Source organism: Paenibacillus mellifer, from assembly GCF_023195895.1.
Classification (GTDB): Bacteria; Bacillota; Bacilli; order Paenibacillales; family Paenibacillaceae; genus Fontibacillus; species Fontibacillus mellifer.
The window spans coordinates 68,385-82,498 of record NZ_JALPRK010000008.1 but is presented as its reverse complement, the minus strand read 5'-3'; the positions used below and the strand labels follow the sequence as shown (position 1 = coordinate 82,498).

The window sequence follows — 14,114 nt, the reverse complement described above, 5'->3', positions numbered from 1 at the left end:
CATGGTGACGCAAGCGAAAGCGCTGATTCGCCGGTTTCGGAATGCCCGCTCCGTCCGAGCGGCGGCAAGGCCCGACCAATCGGCATCCCACTGGCGCCTCATGTACCGCGAATTGAAGCGGCACAAGCTGGCGCGCATCAGCTCGGTAGTCTTGGCGATGATGTACACCTTAGCCTTATTCGCACCCTTTATCGCACCGCAGGGGTTAGAAAACTATAGCAGCGAATACATGAACAGCAAACCCACCGTGGTCCGCTTCGTCGACGCGGAAGGGAATTTTCACCTGCAGCCGTTCGTATACGGCCTCAAATCCGAACGTGATCCGGAAACGCTGCGCAAGCGGTTTGTAGAAGATCCGTCAAAGCTGTTCCCGATCAAGTTGTTTGTGCGTGGTGAAGAGTATACGTTCCTTGGCGTATTCCAAACGAATGTACATTTATTCGGCGTTGACGAACCGGGACGGATATTCCTATTCGGTACCGACGGCATGGGGCGCGATCTGTTCTCGCGGGTCGTGCTGGGCAGCCAGGTATCATTGACCGTCCCGCTCATCGGCGTGTCGATCAGCTTCGTACTGGGACTCTTGATTGGCGGTATCTCGGGATATGCTGGCGGAAGGGTCGATGCGGTCATCCAGCGGTTCATTGATATCGTTCGCTCCTTCCCGACGCTGCCGCTCTGGATGGCCCTGGCCGCAGCGATTCCGCCGAGGGTTGGCGTGGTTGAGATGTTCTTCTACATTACGATCATTATGGCGTTCATAGAGTGGACCGGTCTGGCACGGGTCGTACGCAGCAAATTCATCGCCTTGCGGGCCGAGGATTATGTCACTGCCGCCAAGATTGCCGGAGTCGGCGATTTGAAGATCATCTTTGTGCATTTGGTTCCGGGCTTCATCAGTTACTTGGTCGTGGCCGCAACGCTGGCCATCCCCGGCATGATCATCGGCGAAACGGCGATGAGCTTCCTTGGGCTTGGCATCCGGTCGCCTGCAACGAGTTGGGGCGTTCTGATGCAGGAAGCTCAGCAGATTGAGAACGTGGCGTTATATCCTTGGAAGCTGATTCCCTTGATCTTCGTCATTATTGTTGTCTTGGCTTTCAACTTCTTCGGGGACGGCTTGCGTGATGCGGCGGACCCGTATAGCCACGAGAGCGGATTGAAATCGGCCAATCGAAAGGAGAAGCAGAGATGGTTCAACCGGAGCAAGGGCAAACGGATGTCGATGTAACCCTGCAACGTCAAGGAGCGGAGAGGTTACATGATAGGGAAACGCAGGAGCCGCCGATGCTGGAGGTTAGGGACCTGCGCGTTGGTTTTCGTACTCCGGCCGGCGTCGTGCAGGCCGTTGACGGCGTCAGCCTGGCGCTTGGCCGCGGCCGAACGCTGGCGCTCGTCGGAGAGTCCGGTTGCGGTAAAAGCGTCACTGGCCGGGCATTGTTGGCGTTGACGCCGAAGCATGCCGAAATCGGCGGCGAAATTTGGCTGGCGCCGACTGGCGTCGCGGGGTCATCTGGCGCTCCCGGCGGCATTCGCGGCAGCCGCTTTGACCTGCTGCGGCTGAAGCCGGGCAGCAAGGAGTTGCGCGCCGTTCGCGGCGGCATCGTCTCGATGATCTTCCAGGAGCCGATGACCGCATTATCGCCGCTGCATACGGTCGGCGATCAGATCATGGAGAACGTGCTGCTGCACCGCACCCGAAGCCGCAAGGAAGCGGAGGAAATCACCCTCGACATGATGGATCGGGTGGGCATCGGCAACGCCAGGCAGCGGCTTCGCCAATACCCCCACGAGTTCTCGGGGGGGATGCGGCAACGCGTCATGATCGCCATGGCGCTGTCGTGCCGCCCCTCACTGCTGATCGCTGATGAGCCGACAACGGCGCTGGACGTGACGATCCAGGCGCAGGTATTGGAGCTCATGAAGCAGTTACAGCGGGAGTTCGGCATGGCGATTCTGTTTATCACGCACGACCTCGGCGTCGTTGCGGAGACGGCCGACGAGGTGGCCGTCATGTATCTGGGCCGCATCGTCGAGCGAGCTCCGGTGAAGGAGCTGTTCAGGAATCCGAAACATCCCTATACGCGGGGACTGCTGCGCTCCGTGCCGCGGATCGGCAACGCGAAAACGCGTCTTGCCTCCATCGAAGGCACGGTGCCGCTGCCGCTAAGCTTGCCGCCGATGTGCGGCTTCTACGACCGCTGCCCTGAACGAATCGAAGGCATCTGCAATCGGCGCTACGTACCGGTGACGACAGTGACCGAAGGCCATCAGGTTCGCTGCTTTCTCTATGGCGGAGCAGACGGCATAGGCGAGGAAGAAGTTCGGGAGGAGGGGCTCCGTCATGGCTGACATACTGCTGCAAGTTGACCAGCTATCTAAACAGTATCCCGGGGCACGCAAGTCATCGCCCATTCATGCCGTATCGGACGTATCGTTTCAAGTGAACCGCGGGGAGGTATTCAGCCTGGTCGGCGAGTCGGGCTGCGGGAAGACGACGCTTGGCCGCTGCATCGCCCGCGGGCTTTCGGCCAGCTCAGGCCGGGTGCTGTACACGGCCGAAGGCGGCGAAACGATAGATTTTCTTTCGGCGGATAACACAGCGTTCAGACGGATTCGCAAGGATATTCAGCTCATTTTTCAGGACCCGTATTCTTCATTGAATCCGCGAATGACCGTCTTCGATATCATCAGCGAGCCGCTGCGCGCCAACTTCAAGCTCACCCGCCGCGAACTGGAGGAACGGGTGACGGACGTCGCCGAAAAAACCGGCTTGAATCCGGCGTATCTTCGCCGTTATCCCCACGCATTCTCCGGCGGCCAGCGTCAACGGATCGGCATCGCCCGCGCGCTGGTCACTGAACCGAAGCTGGTCATCTGCGATGAAGCAGTGTCCGCGCTCGACGTATCGATTCAGGCGCAAATCATCAATTTGTTGAAGGATTTGCAACAGCAGCTCGGGATGACGTATATTTTCATCTCCCACGACTTGTCCGTCGTTGAGCATATTTCCGATCGGGTCGCCGTGATGTATCTCGGCCGGATCGTGGAGCTCGCGCCGAAAGAGGCGTTGTTCGTGCGCCCTTTGCATCCGTACACGGAGTCGTTGCTCTCGGCAGTGCCAATTCCCGATCCGGACGGTAGACGCGAGCGCATCCTGCTCGAAGGAGAGGTACCGAATCCGGCCCATCCGCCGTCCGGCTGTCCCTTCCATCCGCGCTGCCGTTTCCGAACGGAGCGCTGTGCCGCCGAGGTTCCGGCGCTGCGCGAAATCTCGAAGGGCCGTTTGGCCGCGTGCCACTACGCTGCGGAACTCGATTTGAAAGGCGCTCCCCTCGAGGCACTCGAACGAAAGGAGGAGGTTCTATTATGAAGGAAAATCGAAAGACCTTGATTTTGTTTTTGGATTGTGGCGACACGTTGATCGACGAAGGAACCGAAATCAGAGACGAACACGATGTCGTGTTGTCGGCGGAGCTGATCCCCGGCGCGGGCGAGACGGTAAAGAGGCTGGCTGATCGAGGGTACACGCTGGCCTTAGTCGCCGACGGGTTAGCCCAGTCGTTCAAAAATATATTGATGCAAAACGGCATTTACGAATTGTTCGATACAATGATTTACTCGGAAACGATCAAGGCGAGCAAACCGGATCGGCGCATGTTTAAAGCGGCCGTAGGCGCGCTCGACTTAACAGAAGCCGATTACGGCCGGATTGCGATGGTCGGCAACAATTTGAGCCGTGACGTGAAGGGGGCGAATGCACTGGGGATTACTTCGGTGCACCTGGCATGGACACCGCGATACCCGCGTACGCCAGCCGACGACAGCGAACACCCGGATTATGTCATCAACGAGCCGCTGGAGCTGTTGGAGTTGGCGGAACGGCTTAATGCCGAAGCCGAGCGGCAGTATAGGATCCATTTCTAAGGAGGTGAGGCCAAGAGGGGAGAAGCTTCAGATATGAAAGAGATAGCTACAGTCACCGGAGAATAACGCAGAGGAGTCAATCGTCTTACAAATCAAGGATGAGATGAAGAGGAGGACTGGACCTACGTGAAATCCATACGGACAAAATGGACCAAGAAAGCGATTCCTGCCGTGCTGATGCTGGCGCTTGCCTTGAGCGGCGCGATCATCCCAGCCGGAACGACGAAGGCGGCCAGCGACGTTGATTTGGCTTACCGTTGGGCGCCTGTGCATATCCAAGACACGGACAGCACGGATTACGATGCCGATTATTTATCCGCCATCGATTTCGACGGGGACTGGAATACGTCGAACAACTGGGAAAACCAGGCCGTAGACGTGAACCGGCTCAAGGGCACGGCTTATTATTCCATCGTGGAAACGCCGACGCACTGGTTCATTTTATACAGCTTCTATCACCCGCGGGATTGGACGGATTTCCCGTTTCTCGGGCTTGACGAGCATGAGAACGATATGGAAGGCTTGCTGACGGTCGTCCGCAAGGATGGATCGGAATATGGCCAACTGGAAGCGATGGTCACGACGTCCCATAAAGACTTCTACTCCTTTAAACCGGGCGGCGGTTCCTATACGAACGGCCAGGAGACGATCGACGGCGCCGTCCGGTTCCAAAGCTATGACGGAGCGGATCATCCGGTGACGTTCCAGGAAGCGAAAGCGCATGGGATCAAAGCATGGGACGGGACGAACTATGCCAATACAGACGTCGTATACTACTATCCGAGCCGCGGTGCCGGCGAGGTGCCGGAAAACGGAAACGACCGGGATGTGAAGTACCAGCTGGTGGACACCTTCGCCGCGGGCGGCTTCTGGGATCATCGCAATGACCCGCAAACCTTCTTAAGCTGGGGAGCCTTTAACGGTAACAACGGCACGGGCGGCGCCAATGCCCCCTGGGGCTGGGACGACCAGAATGACGGCGGCAACCTGCTCGGCGGAGAACTGGCAACCGATCCGGCCAAGCTAGTATCGATTTACTTCGGCAATCTCGGCGAATTTGCCCTGAATTATCTCCGTAACCCTTACCGCTGATCGTCAATAAAAGTCAAGCCTTCCAGACGCGGCGATCCGCGTCCGGAAGGCTTTTTGGGTTCATGTGACGGATTATCGGCTTGAGGCGCCGGAGTGCTTCTGCTCGCGCAGCCGGTTCAGCAGGTCCTTCATGCGGGCAGGAATTTCCCGCTTCAGTTCCTCCCAGCATACCAGCAGATCGGGAGTCCATTCAAACGGGATATAGGTGCCGGCGATGTCGAACCGGAAGCCGCGGAGATGCTCAGCCGCCAGCTCGTCGGCATCGGGCAGCGTCTTGTACGTGCCGCGCAGCATGTCAGGCTCCAGAACGCCGTCTTTGCCCGCATGCTCCCCGGTTGCTTGATGCAAGCTCGGGAGCAGGTCGAACAACTCACGGAGCGCAGAATAGGCATGTTTTCCCGGTTGGCAATACAAGCTGATTCGTCCACTAGACCCTACATTCGTTTTCCCGGGAGCGATGCCTTTCAGGTACGTCCCGTGGAAGCTGGCTTCACAATCCACAACGGTACCTTGCGGGGACAGGAAGATCCACATGTGTTCCAGATCGTAGAGATGGGTAATATCGTAATCCCAATAAACCGCATATTCGATCACAGCCCCGACACGTTCGCCGTCCACCTCCAGCATCCGCTTGAATGAAGGAGACGGTCCGGTCTCGGTCAGCACCGTGACGCCGACTCGGACGGGACGGAATGGCTCGCGTTCGTCGATCAGCATGCGCGGGATATGATGAAAGGCCAGCTCCCGCCAATTGACGTTATTCTCCAGCATGTTGAAAGCCTCCTTCGGTTTCATTTTCTCTCCCCAGCCTAGCACATGTTGTTTATCGCTGTATTAACCTCAATTAAAGGGTTTTTCCTATATCTATCGCCGATTCTTTAATATAATGTTTGTGAACGAAATTACATATTTATTGGAGCGTGATGGCCGTGCAAGAAATATTCAAGCAAGTTCCGTTGTACCGGTTTCTGGCTTATTGCCTGGAAACGAACAGCCCGAGGCGTATTCTGGATTGCGGGGCAGGCGGGGACATGCCTCCCTTGAGCTTGTTTAGCGCATACGGTTTTACCACTTACGGCATCGATGCGGATCCGGGGCAATGTGAATTGGCTAACGACTATGGCCGACGAAAGGGCCAAACCCTGAATATCCGCCAAGGGGATATGCGCCAATTGGACTTTCCGGATCAATCGATGGGATTCGCCTACTCGTACAATTCGATATTTCATATGCGTAAAAAAGAGGTCCAACAATCGGTCGAAGAGTTAAAACGCGTCTTGATGCCGGGCGGCCTGATGTTCGTTAATTTTTTGACGACGAACGACTTCCGCTGCGGGCAAGGACCCGATGTAGGCAACCACGAGCACGAACAATTTGACGATGATCAGCCGGTCATTCATTCCTATTACGAGCCGGGGGAACCGGATGCGCTTCTGAGCGATATGGAGATCCTGTACAAAGAGGACAGGGTGCTAGAAAGAATTTTTGAAGGAGAACGCATCAGACAAGGCTTCGTCGATTACATTGTTAGAAAGAAAGCGATTTCATGATTGGGGGTAGCTTTCCCCGCCGAGTACAGTGTATCATAGATTTGTAAAACGGCATGAATATAACTTTTCGACATCCGACCCGGCTGGAGATCGTCCATATCCAAAGCTGGGTCCAGTTATTTCAGGAAGAGAAAGGATTGAAGCTGATGGATTCACTGCTGATCCGTCCGGCAAGGCTGAACGACATCGAAGGCATTCGCGAGGTGGCCGTGGAAACCTGGAACAGCACGTACGAAACGATTTATCCGGAGCATTTCATCGCAACGTACTTGACCCATGCCTATGCCAAAAGCAGTCTGGAGCAAAGTATTACCTTGGATGAGGCGCAATCGTCTCGCAAGTTTTTGGTTGCGGAATGGGAAGGGGAGATCGTCGGTTTCGGTCAATTGTCGGAGCCGGATGAAGGAGTCAGCGAACTGACCCGACTCTATATCTTAGAGGAGCATCAGCGCAAGAGCATCGGCAAGCATTTGCTGAACGAGCTGATTCGCCAGAACCCCTTGATCAAAGAAATTTACGCCTGGTGCGAGCGCGAGAACGGCATCGGCACGCTCTTTTATAAATCGAATGGGTTTGTGTATACCGAGGACAAGGAAGAAGTATTGTTCGATTACCGAACGATGATGGTTAAATTTGTGAAGCGCATTGAAGTACGGCAATGAAACCTGAAACCGAGGGAAGCTAAGTGGAGATGGGAATAAATTGACCACCAATCTGGTAATTGTATGTATCCAAACCATGATTATTCATGCAGCTGAGACCCTATCGTATTCGATCCGTTATGCCGGCGTGAAATTGAACAAAATCGTGGTTGCGTTGTCTCTGACCGGGATCGTCGTGCTTGTATCCAGAACGGCGAATATGCTTCAGGCACCGATGACGGCCACGTTTATCGATTATGCCAGGAAGCATCCCGATTTTCAGGTGATGGATACGCTGCGGATCATCCTGTTGGCCGGTTCTGCCGGAACGCTGTTGGCGATGTTTCTGTTTCCCACCTGCGTGAATCTCTTTGAACGCGTGATCGCCAAGCTGGAGGCGGCGGGATCCCTGCCCAAGCTGGTCACGAGCGTATCGGTCACGCAGCTCAAAAACGCAAGGCATTATTTTCGCAAACCCAGCCTGCACCTCCGTTCCTTTCGTCTGCTTGGGGTGCCTAAACGCTTCGTCTTGTTGAATATCGCGGTGACCGCCTTTTATACGGTTGGCGTGTTGGCTTCGTTGTTCGCCGCTTATCTGGTGCCGGCGCTGAGTACGACCGCTTCGCAAGCGTCCGGCATCATTAACGGCGTGGCAACCATCCTGTTGACGATCTTCATCGATCCGCAGCTCGGGTTGATCACCGAACGCGCGCTGCATCAGGAGGAATCCCGGCAGCAGCTCGGGAGGATCTATATTTTATTGATGGGCGCGAGATTTCTGGGGACGCTAGCGGCACAAGCGATTATCCTGCCGGCAGCCCATTTGATCGCCATGGCGGTGCAATGGATCTAGATCACTTCTATAGGAAAGGTTGAGATGCGATGTCGGACTCGGTTCCGCAACGGTTATGGCTGGAATGGGCCAAGCAGATTCAGGCGATTAGCCAGGCCGGGTTAGCCTATTCCAAAGATATGTATGACCTTGAGCGTTTTGAGATGCTCCGCGAACTCAGCGTGGACATTCTGGCCCGTTACACGGAAGTAGAGACGGAGAAAATAAAGTCCCTGTTTGCCGGAGAAAGCGGGTATGCCACCCCGAAGGTTGATGTTCGCGGCGCGGTATTTCAGGATGACCGGATTTTACTCGTCAAAGAACGCATTGATGGGGCTTGGGCCCTTCCCGGCGGTTGGGCGGACATCGGTCTTTCGCCGAAGGAAGTCGTCGTCAAGGAAGTGAAGGAAGAAGCCGGCCTCGCCGTCGTCCCCGTGCGATTGTTGGCCGTGTTGGACAAGAAATTCCATGAGCATCCTCCCGAAGCTTTCCATATCTACAAAATGTTTATTTTGTGCGAGATCACAGGGGGGCAAGCGGAAGCTGGAATGGAGACGCTGGAAGTCGGATTTTTCGGCCGATACGAATTACCGCCGTTGTCCGTAGGGAGAAATACGTCGAAGCAAATTGAACGCTTATTCGACCTGCGTCACGGAACCGAAGTATGGCTTGATTAGGCACACCATTCCCGATGAAGGAAGGCAGGTCAATCCCATGTCATTCAAACGCAAAACTTTGATTTTCCTGATCCTGTCGCAGCTCGTTTATTTGATGTTTTCCATCGCGTGGCTGGTGGTGCTGGGGATCTCCGCCTATTTATTTCGAGATTCCAGCGAGGTGAATCCAGGGATCCGAGCGTTGTTCGCCTACCTCCAGGCTTATCCCGGGGGGCTGCTGCTAGGCCTGATTCTAGGATGGACCTACTTCGCTAAGGGGAAATATAAACAAGCGGTTTGGTGGAATCTGCTGCCCTTGTTATGGGTGGTTCCTTATGTCGGCATCATCATCTACGCCAATATCTTCGCTTGATTTCCCCCATAAAAGAAGCAGGTTATTCTATCCAACTTCATGCTGATTTTGGTATAGTTATTGCTAGGTCTACTACTTATGAGCATCCCGTATTGGGATCTACTATCGGATAGGAGAGAGCAAAGAGATGAGCAAATCGATGTTGGGCGTTCCTTTGGAAGGTTTCGCCGAGTACAGCCGAATCGCGGCAGCCGAAGGCGGCGTTCTGTTGAAAAATGAAAACGCTATGCTTCCGATTCGAAAAGATGAAATTGTATCCGTTTTCGGAAGAAGTCAAATCGATACTTACCGAAGCGGAACGGGGTCTGGCGGCGCCGTGAACGTCCCTTATGTCGTCAGCATTTTGGACGGGCTGCGGGCCAATCCACGCATCCAGGTCAATGCGCAGCTGGCCGGGCAATATGAGCAATGGATTGCCGAGAACCCGTTTGATAACGGCGGCGGCGGTTGGGCTGCCGAGCCTTGGTGCCAGCAGGAAATGCCGCTGACGGACGAGATCGTAGCTGAAGCCAAGAAGGTAACGAACAAAGCGGTGATCATCATCGGTCGGACGGCCGGCGAAGATAAGGATAATGCCGATACCGAAGGCAGTTATCGGTTAACGGAGCAGGAACGGCTGAATCTCGAAACGGTCACCCGGCATTTCGAACAAGTCGCCGTCCTGATGAACGTCGCCAATGTCATCGACATGAGCTGGATCAACGATCCGGTCCATCAAGGCCGGATCCGGGCGGTTATGTTCGTGTGGCAAGGCGGGATGATCGGCGGTCATGCGGTGGCCGACCTGCTGTCGGGGGATGTCACGCCAAGCGGCAAGTTGCCGGATACGGTCGCGTATCACATTGAGGATTACCCGTCGACGGCCAACTTTGGCAGCGAAGTGAGGAACCTCTATGAGGAAGATATTTATATAGGTTACCGCTATTTCGAAACGTTTTGCCCGGACAAGGTCCTCTTTCCGTTCGGTTATGGCCTTTCCTATACCTCCTTCGCCTGGAACGTGCAGGGTGTGAAGCTCGAAGGCACCGGCCCGGCGGCCCGGCTTGAGGTCGAAGTGGCGGTGACGAATACCGGAACGGAGTTTGCCGGGAAAGAAGTCATTCAGCTGTATTATGAAGCGCCGCAAGGTCAATTGGGCAAACCGGTCCGTGCACTCGGAGCCTTCGCGAAAACGAAGCTGCTCCAGCCTGGCGAAACCGAGGTGTTGTCGCTGCAATTACCGGTGCGGCGGATGGCTTCCTATGACGACGGCGGCTTTACAGGGAATAAATCCTGTTATGTGCTGGAAGCCGGCGATTACGAGCTTCATGTCGGCAACAGCATCCGATCCACGGAGCGGGTTGCCGTGAACGGAAAAGCGGCGTTCCAGCTTGCAGAACTGGCAGTTGTTGAACGGCTGGAGGAAGCAGCGGCTCCTACGGAACATTTCTCACGGTTGAAACCAGGGAATCGGAAGCCGGATGGAACGTATACCATCGTGCGCGAGGAAACGCCGCGGCGCACGATTTCATTGAAAGAGCGCATCGAAAGCCGATTGCCGGAAGCGTATCCGCAAACCGGAAATCGCGGCCTCGTGCTGAAGGACGTTCAAGCGGGGAAAGCCAGCTTGGAGGAATTTGTCGCCCAGTTGAGCGATGCGGACTTGGCTACGATCGTGCGCGGCGAAGGCATGAGCAGTCCGAAAGTCACGCCGGGCACGGCGTCCGCTTTCGGCGGGGTGGGGGATAACCTGCTGGAGTATGGGATCCCGGTGGCAAGTGCTGCCGACGGCCCTTCCGGCATTCGTATGGACAGCGGTCTGAAGGCAACTCAGTTGCCAATCGGGACGCTGCTCGCCTCCAGTTGGGATGTCGTTCTCGTGGAGTCGTTATACGTGCTGGAGGGACAAGAGCTGCTGCAGAATGAAATTGACACGCTGTTGGGGCCGGGAATCAACATCCATCGACATCCGTTAAATGGACGGAATTTCGAATATTTTTCCGAAGACCCGTATTTGACCGGATGTTTTGCGGCAGCTATGACGCGTGGAATTAAGAAAGGCGGCTCTTCCGCCACCGTGAAGCATTTTGCCGGCAATAACCAGGAGCAGGCGCGTTCGAAAGTCGATGCGGTCGTCTCCGAACGGGCATTGCGCGAGATCTACCTGAAAGGCTTTGAAATGACGGTGAAGGAAGGGGAGGCCACTTCGATCATGACCTCCTATAACCCGGTCAACGGGCATTGGGCGGCTTCCAATTATGATCTCAATACGACCATTCTTCGCAAGGAGTGGGGGTATGAAGGCATCGTCATGACGGATTGGTGGGCCGTGATGAACGACTGTGTGGAAGGCGGGCCGGCTGATGCGAAGAACACATCCTTTATGGTCCGCGCCCAAAACGACTTGTATATGGTCGTGAATAACAATGGTGCGGAGATTAATTCGCTGGGGGACAATACGCTGGAGGCCTTGGCGAACGGTACTTTGACTGTGGGCGAATTGCAGCGGTGCGCCATTAATATTTGCCGGTTCTTGATGAACGCGCCAGTATTTGCCCGGGAACCGAAATCGGCTGACGAAATCCGTTCGATCCAGGCTGTACAAGACGATAAGCTCGTTGTGGGGGAAGGCACAGAGGTTTATACGTTGTTCCGTACGGAAAGCACCAAAGTTCTGGCAAATGCACAAACCGCAGTTGTGAAGGTGCGGGAAGCCGGAGTGTATACGGTGGCAGCGCATATCCGTTACGAAGCGATGAACCTGTCGCAATCGGCCTGCAATTTACTGCTGAATGGCGAGCTGTTGACCACCGTACAGACAAATGGCACTTTTGGCAAATGGGTCACGCAGAAGCAGCTCCGTATCGAGCTTGCAGAAGGCGATTACGAGTTGAAGTTTGATTATATCAAGCCGGGGCTAGAGATCGGCTGGATCGAGTTTATGTCCTAAATCAAAAAAAGGGATGAGCCCTTCCATTTGGAAGTGAGGGCTCATCCCTTTTGATTAGGAAAAGTTGTTATGCTTTATGGTAATGAGAGAAATCCGTCCTTAAAGATCTTCAGCAAATATTCGAGGGTAATGGGATCACTGTACGAGGAAGCGGCGGTGTCGATCTCGATGACACGGCCGTTCTTCACAGCCGGGATATTCTTCCACGTATTGGATTGCAGGAAGTTGTTTTGGGCTTCTTTATTCTGGCTCAGCACGATGTAATCTCCGGCATACTCGGGAAGGATTTCGTTCGACAACGTGTAGTAGCCGGGGCCCAAGGCATCCTTTTTCGCTTTTTCTGGCATGTTAAGCTCCATCATTTGATATAACAGTTCCGTACCGCGGGCCCAATTGTTCCCGAAGACATAGAAGTTCTTCGTGTCATATTCGAGAACGGAGACGGTGGCGTCCTTGCCGATTATGGCTTTGATCTCTTCGCCTACAGCTTTGGCTCGGGTTGTGAAATCCTCAACCCAGGCGGTGGCTTCCGCTTCTTTGTTCAGCACCTTCCCGATTTCCACCTGCTGCGATAAATAGTCTAGTTTTCCCCAGGTATAGATGATCGTTGGCGCGATTTCGCTCAGCTTATCAAGATTTTTCATATGCGACCCGGCAATAATGAGATCAGGTTCCAACGCGAAGATTTGCTCCGGGTTCTCTTCCGATACGACGGCGATATCCTTCAATTTATCGGTGAAGAGGGGGTTGTTCATCGTCCAGGTATCGACACCAACCAGCGATCCGCCTAATGCCACAATGTTTGGAGCGTTCGTCAAAGCCACGATCCGCTTCGGATTCGCGGGAATTTCAATGGGACCATTCTCTGATTGATAGGTAACCGTACCGGAAGCCGTCTCCGTCCCCGGGGAGTTGCTTCCACTCGTGCCATTTGCGGCGCCCTCAGCTGAGGTGTTTGCAGCTGCGGCATTGCTCTGGGTATTGGCCTCAGGGTCCTGCCGTGCCGATTCGTTGCCGCAGGCTCCGGCTAGTAGGGTGAAGGCTAAAATAACGGGAATAAACAGCTTCTTCATACGTGATTCTCCTTGTCACTGATTAATATGATAATGATTATCAGTATCACTATGAATCACAATACGAATTTCTTCGTGGTTTGTCAATACTAATCCTATTAGGTTCCCTCAAGCAATTTCTTGAGTTTGGCTTCGGTCGCCGTTCCTTCGATCGGGGTATAAATGCTGCAGCGTAAATCGGCATCGCCTTGGACTTGAAGGGAGGTCAAATTGAACAACATTTTGCCGGCTTTGGCGTGACGGAATTCGATCATCACTTCCGGAGCGGCGCTCACTTCGCTCTGGTTCCATAACTCTTGGAAATCCGGGTACCGCTGGGACATCGATTCGATGAACTGTGAATACCAGGGATCGGCGACGTATTGTCCATAGTAAGCGCGAAAGATGGCCAGGAAGCCTTTAACAAAATGCGGCCAATTGACAGCCAGGCTGCGCAGTTCTTTCTTGGCGAAGGGGAGGGAGATCAGGTTGCGCTCCTCTTCCGGGATCTGTTCGAAGTCCACGAATACGTGGGCCGCAGCGGGATTCCATCCGACAATATGACAGTGGCGGTCGGAGATGATCGTGGGGCAATATTTCAGCTCTTGCAAAATTTTATGGAGCGACGGGTTGATCACCGGTTCCTTCTCTTCCACCCAATCCGGGTGAAAACCGCTGTCGGATGCCAGGTCAAACAGGTACTTCCGCTCGTCGATATTCAGTCGAAGCGCCCCGGCAATCGCATCCAGGACAGAAGGGGATACCTTGATATCCCGGCCTTGCTCCAGCCAGGTATACCATGTCGTACTTATCCCCGCAAGCTGGGCGACTTCCTCGCGGCGCAAGCCCGACGTACGTCGACGCGACCCTGCCGGCAGACCTACCGTATGGGGATGGAGCTTGGCGCGTTGTGTTTTCAAAAATTCGGATAAGGCTTCTAATCTTGGCTCCGTGCTCATCAGCTTGTGTCCTCCTCCTGGTCATATCCATAATGTATTATCCATTATACTAGGATAACTAAAAACTTGTAATAGGATATTTTGGGGCTACAATGGATAACAA

The 14,114-nt window shown here is 54.5% G+C and carries 14 protein-coding genes; 11 read left to right on the top strand and 3 right to left on the bottom strand.

The annotated features are described in order from the left end of the window. Window position 1 precedes the first annotated feature (1 nt). The 5 genes from M0651_RS10830 to M0651_RS10810 all read left to right on the top strand — a co-directional run bounded on the left by M0651_RS10830 (window position 2) and on the right by M0651_RS10810 (window position 5,019). Window positions 2-1,231, top strand: coding sequence for an ABC transporter permease (locus tag M0651_RS10830; RefSeq protein WP_248551762.1), 1,230 nt, complete (start codon window positions 2-4; stop codon window positions 1,229-1,231). Then, window positions 1,192-2,352: an ABC transporter ATP-binding protein gene (locus M0651_RS10825; RefSeq protein WP_308195495.1), complete on the top strand. Its 1,161-nt coding sequence runs from the start codon at window positions 1,192-1,194 to the stop codon at window positions 2,350-2,352. The genes M0651_RS10830 and M0651_RS10825 overlap by 40 nt, the downstream gene beginning before the upstream one ends. After that, complete coding sequence (locus tag M0651_RS10820; protein WP_248551761.1) at window positions 2,345-3,373, top strand: ABC transporter ATP-binding protein; 1,029 nt, start codon at window positions 2,345-2,347, stop codon at window positions 3,371-3,373. Before M0651_RS10825 ends, M0651_RS10820 begins: the two co-directional genes overlap by 8 nt. Further along, window positions 3,370-3,927 (top strand): HAD family hydrolase, encoded by a 558-nt coding sequence (locus tag M0651_RS10815; protein WP_248551760.1) that lies wholly within the window; start codon window positions 3,370-3,372, stop codon window positions 3,925-3,927. Before M0651_RS10820 ends, M0651_RS10815 begins: the two co-directional genes overlap by 4 nt. Before the next feature lie 126 nt (window positions 3,928-4,053). Beyond that, window positions 4,054-5,019 carry a hypothetical protein gene (locus tag M0651_RS10810; protein WP_248551759.1) on the top strand — a complete coding sequence of 322 codons (966 nt, stop codon included), beginning with the start codon at window positions 4,054-4,056 and terminating at the stop codon, window positions 5,017-5,019. 72 nt (window positions 5,020-5,091) lie between these two features. Here M0651_RS10810 and M0651_RS10805 read toward each other — a convergent pair whose 3' ends face one another. Then, window positions 5,092-5,790 carry a hypothetical protein gene (locus M0651_RS10805; RefSeq protein WP_248551758.1) on the bottom strand — a complete coding sequence of 233 codons (699 nt, stop codon included), beginning with the start codon at window positions 5,788-5,790 and terminating at the stop codon, window positions 5,092-5,094. A gap of 158 nt (window positions 5,791-5,948) precedes the next feature. Between M0651_RS10805 and M0651_RS10800 the strand changes: the two genes are divergently transcribed. From M0651_RS10800 to M0651_RS10775, 6 genes are all read left to right on the top strand, one after another. After that, window positions 5,949-6,569, top strand: coding sequence for a class I SAM-dependent methyltransferase (locus M0651_RS10800; protein ID WP_248551757.1), 621 nt, complete (start codon window positions 5,949-5,951; stop codon window positions 6,567-6,569). Window positions 6,570-6,622: 53 nt separating this feature from the next. Further along, window positions 6,623-7,231, top strand: coding sequence for a GNAT family N-acetyltransferase (locus tag M0651_RS10795; protein WP_248551756.1), 609 nt, complete (start codon window positions 6,623-6,625; stop codon window positions 7,229-7,231). A 40-nt stretch (window positions 7,232-7,271) separates the two neighbouring features. Further along, entirely contained in the window at window positions 7,272-8,063 is a 792-nt protein-coding gene (locus M0651_RS10790) for a lipid II flippase Amj family protein (RefSeq protein WP_248551755.1), read from the top strand. 29 nt (window positions 8,064-8,092) lie between these two features. Beyond that, window positions 8,093-8,719 (top strand): NUDIX hydrolase, encoded by a 627-nt coding sequence (locus tag M0651_RS10785; RefSeq protein ID WP_248551754.1) that lies wholly within the window; start codon window positions 8,093-8,095, stop codon window positions 8,717-8,719. A 37-nt stretch (window positions 8,720-8,756) separates the two neighbouring features. Further along, on the top strand, window positions 8,757-9,071 hold the full coding sequence (locus M0651_RS10780; RefSeq protein WP_248551753.1) for a hypothetical protein: 315 nt from the start codon (window positions 8,757-8,759) through the stop codon (window positions 9,069-9,071). 127 nt (window positions 9,072-9,198) lie between these two features. Next, window positions 9,199-12,000 (top strand): glycoside hydrolase family 3 C-terminal domain-containing protein, encoded by a 2,802-nt coding sequence (locus tag M0651_RS10775; protein WP_248551752.1) that lies wholly within the window; start codon window positions 9,199-9,201, stop codon window positions 11,998-12,000. Between the two features lie 74 nt (window positions 12,001-12,074). Here M0651_RS10775 and M0651_RS10770 read toward each other — a convergent pair whose 3' ends face one another. Both M0651_RS10770 and M0651_RS10765 read right to left on the bottom strand, forming a co-directional pair. Beyond that, window positions 12,075-13,073 carry an iron-hydroxamate ABC transporter substrate-binding protein gene (locus tag M0651_RS10770; protein ID WP_248551751.1) on the bottom strand — a complete coding sequence of 333 codons (999 nt, stop codon included), beginning with the start codon at window positions 13,071-13,073 and terminating at the stop codon, window positions 12,075-12,077. Window positions 13,074-13,171: 98 nt separating this feature from the next. Then, window positions 13,172-14,011, bottom strand: coding sequence for a helix-turn-helix transcriptional regulator (locus M0651_RS10765; RefSeq protein WP_248551750.1), 840 nt, complete (start codon window positions 14,009-14,011; stop codon window positions 13,172-13,174). Between the last annotated feature and the right edge of the window lie 103 nt (window positions 14,012-14,114).